This is a genomic window from Thermogutta sp., assembly GCF_014359955.1.
Classification (GTDB): domain Bacteria; phylum Planctomycetota; class Planctomycetia; order Pirellulales; family Thermoguttaceae; genus Thermogutta.
In genome coordinates this window covers 1-8272 of the sequence record NZ_JACIYL010000122.1, presented here as the reverse complement: position 1 = coordinate 8272, position 8272 = coordinate 1, and the positions used below count along the sequence as shown (strand labels likewise).

The 8272-nt window shown below is 56.4% G+C and carries 6 protein-coding genes; 3 read left to right on the top strand and 3 right to left on the bottom strand.

Features of this window, described 5'->3' with window-relative positions; translation table 11 throughout:
- Window positions 1-234 precede the first annotated feature (234 nt).
- Complete coding sequence (gene acpS / locus H5U08_RS05750) at window positions 235-702, top strand: holo-ACP synthase (protein WP_297031159.1); 468 nt, start codon at window positions 235-237, stop codon at window positions 700-702.
- 40 nt (window positions 703-742) lie between these two features.
- On the opposite strand, the gene H5U08_RS05745 is transcribed toward acpS, so the two are convergent.
- The gene (locus H5U08_RS05745) at window positions 743-1885 is read right to left on the bottom strand and encodes an LptF/LptG family permease (protein ID WP_297031157.1); all 1143 of its coding nucleotides are present in this window, start codon (window positions 1883-1885) and stop codon (window positions 743-745) included.
- A gap of 457 nt (window positions 1886-2342) precedes the next feature.
- On the opposite strand from H5U08_RS05745, the gene H5U08_RS05740 reads away from it, so the two are divergent.
- Both H5U08_RS05740 and H5U08_RS05735 read left to right on the top strand, forming a co-directional pair.
- Entirely contained in the window at window positions 2343-2861 is a 519-nt protein-coding gene (locus tag H5U08_RS05740) for a UvrB/UvrC motif-containing protein (RefSeq protein ID WP_297031156.1), read from the top strand.
- Between the two features lie 185 nt (window positions 2862-3046).
- A complete protein-coding gene (locus H5U08_RS05735; protein ID WP_297031154.1) occupies window positions 3047-4117 on the top strand; it encodes a protein arginine kinase in 1071 nt (356 codons plus the stop codon).
- A gap of 83 nt (window positions 4118-4200) precedes the next feature.
- Here the strand turns inward: H5U08_RS05735 and H5U08_RS05730 are convergent, their stop codons facing one another.
- Both H5U08_RS05730 and H5U08_RS05725 read right to left on the bottom strand, forming a co-directional pair.
- The gene (locus tag H5U08_RS05730) at window positions 4201-5745 is read right to left on the bottom strand and encodes an arylsulfatase (RefSeq protein WP_297031152.1); all 1545 of its coding nucleotides are present in this window, start codon (window positions 5743-5745) and stop codon (window positions 4201-4203) included.
- A 92-nt stretch (window positions 5746-5837) separates the two neighbouring features.
- Window positions 5838-8272, bottom strand: a 2435-nt coding sequence (locus H5U08_RS05725) for a PPC domain-containing protein (RefSeq protein ID WP_297031150.1), incomplete at its 5' end; no start/stop codon positions are given.

Below are 8272 nucleotides of genomic sequence, written 5' to 3'. Positions count from 1 at the left end.
CTCGCGCCCAGGCAGCCTGCGGCATCAAGTACGCCTGAAAATCTGTTGGCCCGAGGACACGCAGGCCGTCGGACGACCGAGTGTCACAGTTCGAAAGGAATCCTGCCGGGAGTGGTATCTTTGGGACTTTTGACTATTTCGGACGGCCGTGGTCCCGGCTGGTTTCGTGGCAGAACTGATTTCGTTACACTGCGTTGCCGTTTAGCGTTCGCTGTCTATGGATAGTCAAGTGTTTTGGTCGGTCAAAGTGACAGTTATGACTGGAAGCAGAAAGTTGGATTATCTCCGACGATGAGGGTGCTGGGGGTTGGCACGGATATTACCGAATGCCTCCGAATTGCCCGAATGATCGAAAGGCATGGGGAGGTGTTTTTACAGCGGGTGTACACACCGGCTGAGATCGCTTATTGCCAAAGTCGCCGACAGTCTGTCCAGCACTTCACGGGGAGATGGGCGGCCAAGGAGGCCGTTTTGAAAGCGCTGGGAACGGGTTGGGTTAAAGGAATCAGTTGGCTGGATGTTGAGATTCTCAATCGGCCTGGCGGTCGGCCGGAGGTGATACTCCGAGACGGTGCCAAACAGGTAGCAGACAGACTGGGTGTGAAGGAGGTTTGGATTTCCATTTCGCACTGCCGAAGTCATGCCACCGCGTTCGCAATCGCTATGGGATCGGATTCAGGTTGCGATGGGAGTGACGCTTGACGGCCTCGAGCGGATGGGTAGCCCGGCGGACGAAACCTCGTCAGGTTTCGCAGTAAAGGTACAAGAGGACGCTGCCGGGAAGAGCTATTCCGAGATTGGCAAGCCAGAATCCAGGAGGTGGGATGGCCCCTGAAGACGTCAGTCCGTTGGCGAGCATGAGCAGGGGGTAGTAAACGATCACGATGGGCAAAAAGGACAAGAAAAATATCGCCAGGAAATTTTCACTGCGGCAGTACATTGCAAGGGGACAACCGAGGAGCACGAAACACAGGCTGCTGAAACCATTCGCCCACCGGCGATATGGTTCCGTCTTGAGTTTACGGATCTGGATTTGTAGTTGTTCCAATTGGTAGCGCCAGGTCTTTTTCTGCTCGTCTGTGGCATCTGCATGGCGGATGAGCATTTCAAGCTGATGCGCGTCCTTCTCGAGTGTTTTGACGGCCTCCGGAATCTGCCACGTAGCCAGCCAATCCCGGTGGAGAGGTTCGATCGGTTTGTCGAAAGGAATGAGTTGGGAGTAAATGTCGGACGCCCGCACCACCGCGGAATCCTCGATTCTGGCCTCTGGTTTGCGACAGGTGATGATGAGCCCGCCGGCCTGGCGGTCTGTTGTCAACTCGGCTTCCTCGGCCGAGAGGACGATGGCCGGCATATCAGGCTGGGTCTGGATGGTGATGAGGGGATTGATCAAGGTTTTCCCCTGCACATCCTTGACTACAATGGAAAACTTCGGGGATGTGTAACTACGCCGTGTCCGCAGCATGCTGTAGGCGATCTGCTCCACCGACTCCACGACCACTCGGCGGGCTCCAGGCCGTCCCCACGTGGCCGCCACATCATACATCCAAACAGTAAACAAACTGACAAAAAATGCGAACACGATGGTGGGGCGAACGGCGTGAATCGGGGACAGCCCCAGCGCACGAAGGGCGACGATCTCGTTGGCTCCCGACATCCGTCCCAGAACCTGACTGACCGAGAGGAGCACCGCGATCGGGATGGTGATTCCCAGAATTTCGGGCAACAGATAAGGCAACATGCGAACAATTAAAATAGGCGGCAAGCCTCGGCTGATGCCCTCCCGTGCGCCAATTCCCAGCGCAAGCAGCAATGTCAGGACCGTCAGCGCGGCCCCAAAGATCTTGAGCAGTTCGGACGTTACATAACGGGTGAAAACGGGCATGATCGGGGAAGCACAAACAGGCCACTACCAGGATGGTAGTTGTTTAGCAAAAAGTGACGCTTTTGCCAAGGCGGCTTGGAATCCTCCGTCGTATCTCCTATTTTCTTTTTCGGACGACCAGAAAGGTGCCCCTGTTCACGGTCCTGGTGAAAGGGGAGCGTCCTCGTGCTGCGGAGCGCCGTGCGAGACAATTCGTACGGTCTGGTGTCTGGAAAGGGTTCAAACTGCCATGAGGCAAAATGGCCAGTTCAAACTGGGACTGCAAGCAATGTTGACACGCTGGCCAAGGGTGTTAGAATCCAGTTGAATTGTCTTAACCGCGTACAAGCTGCCCATCCTCGTGTGTGAAAAGCGGGGCGAATACCCGCAATGACGAGTGTGATGTGGGAGAGACCCGTGATGTGAAGCGGACGTTGCGGGTGTCTCACTCTGCTATCTTCAGAAGAGGATTTCTTGTATGAAGTGCCAACGCTGCGATCGACCGGCGACCTATCATATCACGGAACTGACGGGGCCCACCCCGGTTGAGGTGCACTTGTGCGAGCAGCATGCGCACGAGTATTTGTCGGGAGGAAGTAAGGCCACAGTCGAAATGACACAGGTGGCAGAGCAGGTGGCTCAGCATTACGCCAAACACATGGCGGTGGGACAGGCGGCCGAAGAGATGAGGCGGGCCGATCAGCAGACCTGTCCTTACTGCGGCATCAGCTTTTATAAGTTCCGCAGTCAGGGACGACTGGGATGCCCGTACGACTACAAGGCTTTCCGTGAACAGTTGGAATTTCTCCTGGCCAATATCCATGGCGAAACACGGCATAAAGGGAAACGCTCATCGAAGCCTCCGGAGGTTGCCGCACGCCGCACGGAACTGATCCGCCTGCGGCGGGAGATGCGTGAGGCCGTGGATGCCGAAGAATATGAGCGAGCATCTCAGATCCGTGATGAAATCCGTCGTATTGAAGCCGAGGTTGTCTAGAACCACGACCGTTTTTTCGTGGTTGGCCATTGGGAAAAAAAGCGTTGACGGCGGGCCTGTCGGGGCACTGTGACCGGAAACCCTTCCAAGGCGGGCTATGAAACATGAGAAGGATGATCCTGGGAGGGAGTGGGGGAATTGGTTTGCTGGTGCGAAACGTTTGTTTTGGGAAAGAATAGCAATCTATGATCTCGACACTCGATGACCTGATGCGTGGTTGCGGAGAATGGCTCCGCGGCGAAGGGCCGGAAAACGATATTGTCATTTCCACCCGGATTCGATTGGCACGGAATCTCGCGGATTTTCCATTTACCAGCATCGCCACCGAGGCGGACCGCCGACAGATCCTGGACCGCGTGAAGGAAGTTGTCAACAACAGCCCGTTTCGCGACCAGGTGTTCTACGTGGATGTGGATACGCTGTCGGAGCTGGATCGCCATTTCTTGGTGGAACGGCAGTTGATCAGTCGGGAGCTGGCCGAGGGACAGGGATCTCGCGGGGTGTTTATCGATCGGGCGGAACGCTTCAGCATCATGATCAACGAGGAGGATCATCTGCGGGTTCAAGCCGTGCAAAGCGGTTTTCAGCTTGAGCCCACATGGGAATTGATCAGGCAATGGGATGATTATCTCGACCAGCATCTCGTGTTCGCGTTTGATGAAGAATGGGGCTTCCTGACGGCATGCCCTACCAATGTGGGGACGGGCATGCGGGTGAGTGTGATGCTCCATCTTCCGGCTTCCGTGATCACCCGTCAGATGGACCAGACCCTTCGCAGCCTGGAAAAGTTAGAGCTGGTCGTACGGGGACTTTACGGAGAAGGTTCTCAGGCGATGGGGGATTTTTACCAGGTCAGCAACCAGGTCACTCTGGGAAGGAGTGAAGAAGAACTCATCAACAAGATGGCGCAGGTCGTGCCTGCTGTCGTCGCCGCGGAAAGAAAGGCCAGGGAATTCCTTCTGGCCGAAGGGCACGAAAATCTCCATGATCGCGTGAGTCGCGCGTACGGAATTCTCAAGACTGCCCAAACGATCTCTGCCGAGGAAACGCTCCACCTGCTGTCGAGTGTTCGCATGGGGATCCATCTGGGACTCATTCAGGAAGTTCCCATTCAGCTTCTCAATGAGCTGTTCCTTTTCACCCAACCGGCTCATTTGCAAAAGTTGGCCGGCAGCGAACTCGACAGCGCTGATAGGAATATCGAACGAGCGCGATTTCTCCGTCGCAAGCTGGGCGAACTTTCCAAGAAAATCTGAGTGTCATCGCTGCGTCCCTGCGCGACAGAACGCCCTCTCACGTCGTGAAAAGCGCCGCTGCATTATGCGGGAATTCCCGCCATCTATCGAGAGCGGCCACTCTCGCGGATATTTTCCAGAAGTTTGCTCAGACGCGCGACGACATTCGGATATTCGTTGAAAAGATTATTCTGTTCTCCAATATCTTCGCGGAGATTGTACAGTTGGGCGGGCGGGGCGCCCGCGGGGACCTTGTTTTCCGGCAACGACCAGCCCCCCGAACCTCGGCAAAGAAGGAGTTTCCAATCACCTTCGCGAATCGCAAAGTTGCCATTGACAGAGTGCATGACGACAGGCGGTCGTTCCCAGGACGCCTCAGGGTTTGTTAACAGTTTGAGGAAGCTCACACTGTCTTCGCCGGCATTCTCGGGCAGGGATGCGCCCACTAAATCCGCGAACGTGGCCAGGCAGTCCGTGAGACAGATCGTTTTCGAGCATTGGCTTCCTGACGGAACGTGGCCCGGCCAGCGCACAATGAACGGCACGCGGTGGCCGCCTTCCCAGATATCCGACTTCTGTCCCCGGAAATGATAGTTTGTGGCGTGATTGAATTTTTGGAAGAACGGACGGATCGTCATGGTCGATCCGTTGTCACTTGTGACGATAACGAGGGTATTTTCCCGCATTCCAAGGTCATCGAGGGCATCGAGAACCTTCCCGACGCAGTCATCCACCTCCACGACGAAGTCTCCGTACTCCCCTGCCCTACTCTTTCCCCGATACTGCGGAAGCGGGAGAACGGGCGTGTGAGGCGCGGTGAGGGCAAAATACAAAAAGACCGGCTGGGCGGGTGACTCGCGGCGGCAATTTCGCAGCCAGGCTATTGCCTTCTCGGTCAATGTCGGAAGCACCTGCTCGTGGTCAAAATCTTGGGCTTTCTTGCCCGGTCTCCAGTTGAAGGGAAAAGGTTTTCCTGCCGTATTTTCGATCGGCGGCTGGGTCACGTGATCGTTTTCGATGTAGCAGTACGGTGCCATATCCAGAGAGGCGGCGATGCCAAAAAAGTAATCGAAACCCACTGTGAGAGGGCCTTCCGTCAAGGGTTTCGAGTAGTCAACGCCGGGGTCGTTTGTTGTTCCGTCGGAATCCGTCACAGGTTGGCCGGTAGGAGATTGCCAGCCCAGACCAAGATGCCATTTCCCAATGCACGCCGTTCGATATCCCTGTGATTGAAGCAGCGAAGCCAGAGTGACTCGGTTCGGTTCAATGAGTGGCCGGTCGAACCCAAGCAGGACCCCGCGCTGAAGCCGGGTTCTCCAGGCGTACCTTCCTGTCAGCAATCCGTAACGCGTGGGCGTGCAGACCGAGGACGGCGTATGGGCATCGGTAAAGATCATGCCGTCCCGGGCCAACTGATCGATCCGCGGCGTGGGGATTTTCGACTCCGGGTTGAGGCACGAGAGGTCCCCGTAACCCAGATCGTCGGCCAGGATCAGCACGATATTCGGCCGGTTGGCCTGCTGTGCATCTTCAGCCTGGGTTTTTCCCCCGAGCGGGAACCAGATCCAGCAAAGGGCAAACGCGAGTCCCAAAGCGATCTGCTGCTTGCTCGTACGGTGCCAAATCATGGCTGATAGCGGACGCATCATGGCCCTCATGTTTCTGTAGCTGCAGGTTGTAGGGTTCTCGACCCGCAAATCGAGCATACTCGACTGGTGACGCAGGCAAGGCGCGCCCTATCTTACTGCGACACCACCTCGAAGGGAAGCGCTGGCAGCCATCCCGCGAAAAACTGTTGATTTCGGGCAGTGCTGGGAGCGGTGCCCTGCGGCTTGTTTTGCATGAACATTCCCAGAACCAAATTGCCCCGTGTGCCAGGTTTGACTTTTTCCTTGTCGGCCTGAAAAACGAGCACGTATCCCGATTGTCTGCGATCCACTTTCGCCAGCGTGATTCCTTCCGGGGCGGATGTTAACTGAAGTGTCATATTTTCGGGGAACCAGACGCTGCCGGGAGGAAGTCGGAACTCCGCTTCGCCGCCCGCCGGTATTCGCACTGTGTTGCTGGTTTCGAAAGTCCACGGCACGGAGTAACGCCGACGGCCGGTCAGATTGAGGGCGAATCTTTCGGCAGGGACCAGGTGATGGTAATAGAAGGCCTGCATCATATCATCGGCAGGCACCACTGTTCGGACAACCTCCTGCCCATTCACCCTGGCCTTGCCAGCTATCTCGATTTCCACCAACCCGGTTTCCGCGTTCCGTGGCACGGTCAACGTCGCCACAACATGGTCGGTACCAGGCGGTATCCACCCTCCGCTGAGGCGGGTTCCTTCCGGACCTTTTGTGACGGACAGCTCGATACCCTGATCAAACCCATCCCGACGCACGGCATAAACGTCGATGGGTACCACCATTCCCGGAGAAGCATTGATAACCGATGGAACCACGCGGAGTTCAAAGTCCGGCCGTGGCACGCTGAGGCGGAGGCGATAGACAAATGCCTCACCGCCCTGATGCTGCATATCGATGACTTCGACGAAGTACACGCCATCGTGGGGGAGTGTCACTTCCAGGTACGAATCGGCGTGGTGCGTGAGGAGACCCACACTTTTATCTACGAAATCGTCATTGACCCCCACGACGTTGCCCTGCTCGTCGAGAATCCGGAGCAGCGAGTCAACAGGTGAGAAAACACGGCGGCCGATCACCTCGGCGACCACTTTTTGTCCCTTGGTTCCGGTAAACCGGAAAACGTCCTGGTCGCCAGGCCGGTCCATCCGTGCATTGATCACTGTGCCGATCGAAATCTTTTCCGCGGCTTGGAGCGTGTCATTGGGTTCGTGTTCCACTGCCTCCGGCCAGTCGGAGAGCGCGAATTGAACGGGGTGGGCCCAGCATGCCCAGACGGGAAGCTGCAGTGACCGGATGCCCGGCTGACCTTTAAGACGCCGCAAGAAAACCTGTTTCTCGGGCAAATTCCAGCCCATGAGCTGGAGCGTAACATCCTCTCCGATTCGCCCACCAGCCGGGAAAACGCCGGTCACGTAGGGAACTTCCCCCACCACGATCCGATAAACGAAGTCATCCCGTCCGCGATAGATGGAGTCCTTTATTTCGATGATGTAGTCGCCGTCGGCAGGAACATCAAACGCCAGAACGGGATCGGGATGAAACCAGAAATCGTCGACATAGGCCACCTCACGTCCCGAGGAATCCAGAATCCGCAGAGTTGCCTGAAACCAGCCGGGAACTGCATCGGCGAGGTAGGGGATCAATTCCCGGGCCAGAACCGCTACCACCAAATGCTGCCCTTTTTTAGCCCGAATACGAAAATGGTCCACATCCCCCGGTTGGATCTGACCGTTGAGCACCACGGGCAACTCTTCGTTGACGACGGTGGGTGACTCTTTGTTATTCGGCTCACTTTCCAGAACTTCCTTCCAGGGGGTGACATGGAATCGCACCGGATCGGAAACCCCATTCGCCGTCTTGAGACGAAGGACATACCAGCCCGGTTGGACGTTCGGCGAAAGAGAGACCTGGACTGTCGCCCGTTCCGCAATCTGCGGATTGAACTGGCGTTTGGGATCGTTCCGGTACTTCCTGTACTCCTCCAAGGCCTTCAACATTTCTTCCGTGATGCCTTCTTCTGCCGCGAATTTGACAAGAAGCTGGCGGTAGGCCACCATGTTGAAACCCGTGCGCCGTTGTCGCATTTCGCGGCGAACCTTGTCTTGGATCTCCCGCAGTTTTTGAGCGAGATCGTTGGCCTGTTTGTTTGTAAGCGGTTTCGTCAATCTGACAAACGTCGCTTGGGGAGCTTCTGTGCCGGATACCTCAGGTAAAAGCGGTGCCATCAAGACATCCGTTACGCCGTCCAAATACTGGCCCCCTACAACGATTTGCACACTGGTCCCTGCCTGGGCGCCTGCTGGATAGGCATATCCGATGTGGGGCTCGCGCCGCGTTCTTATCTGCTGTGCCCACCCGGCCGTGGACCAGAACATGCCCGCTATCACCGTGACGGCACCAACAAGTCTGATCGCTGCCCGCACCGATTTTTGGTGGAATGATCGAGACAGTCCGGACGGTGTCGGTTTGACGTAGGCCTTCACGCACTGCATAAGGTTCACTCCCGCTGAGGGAAAAGGAAAATCTTTGCCGATAATCGAAC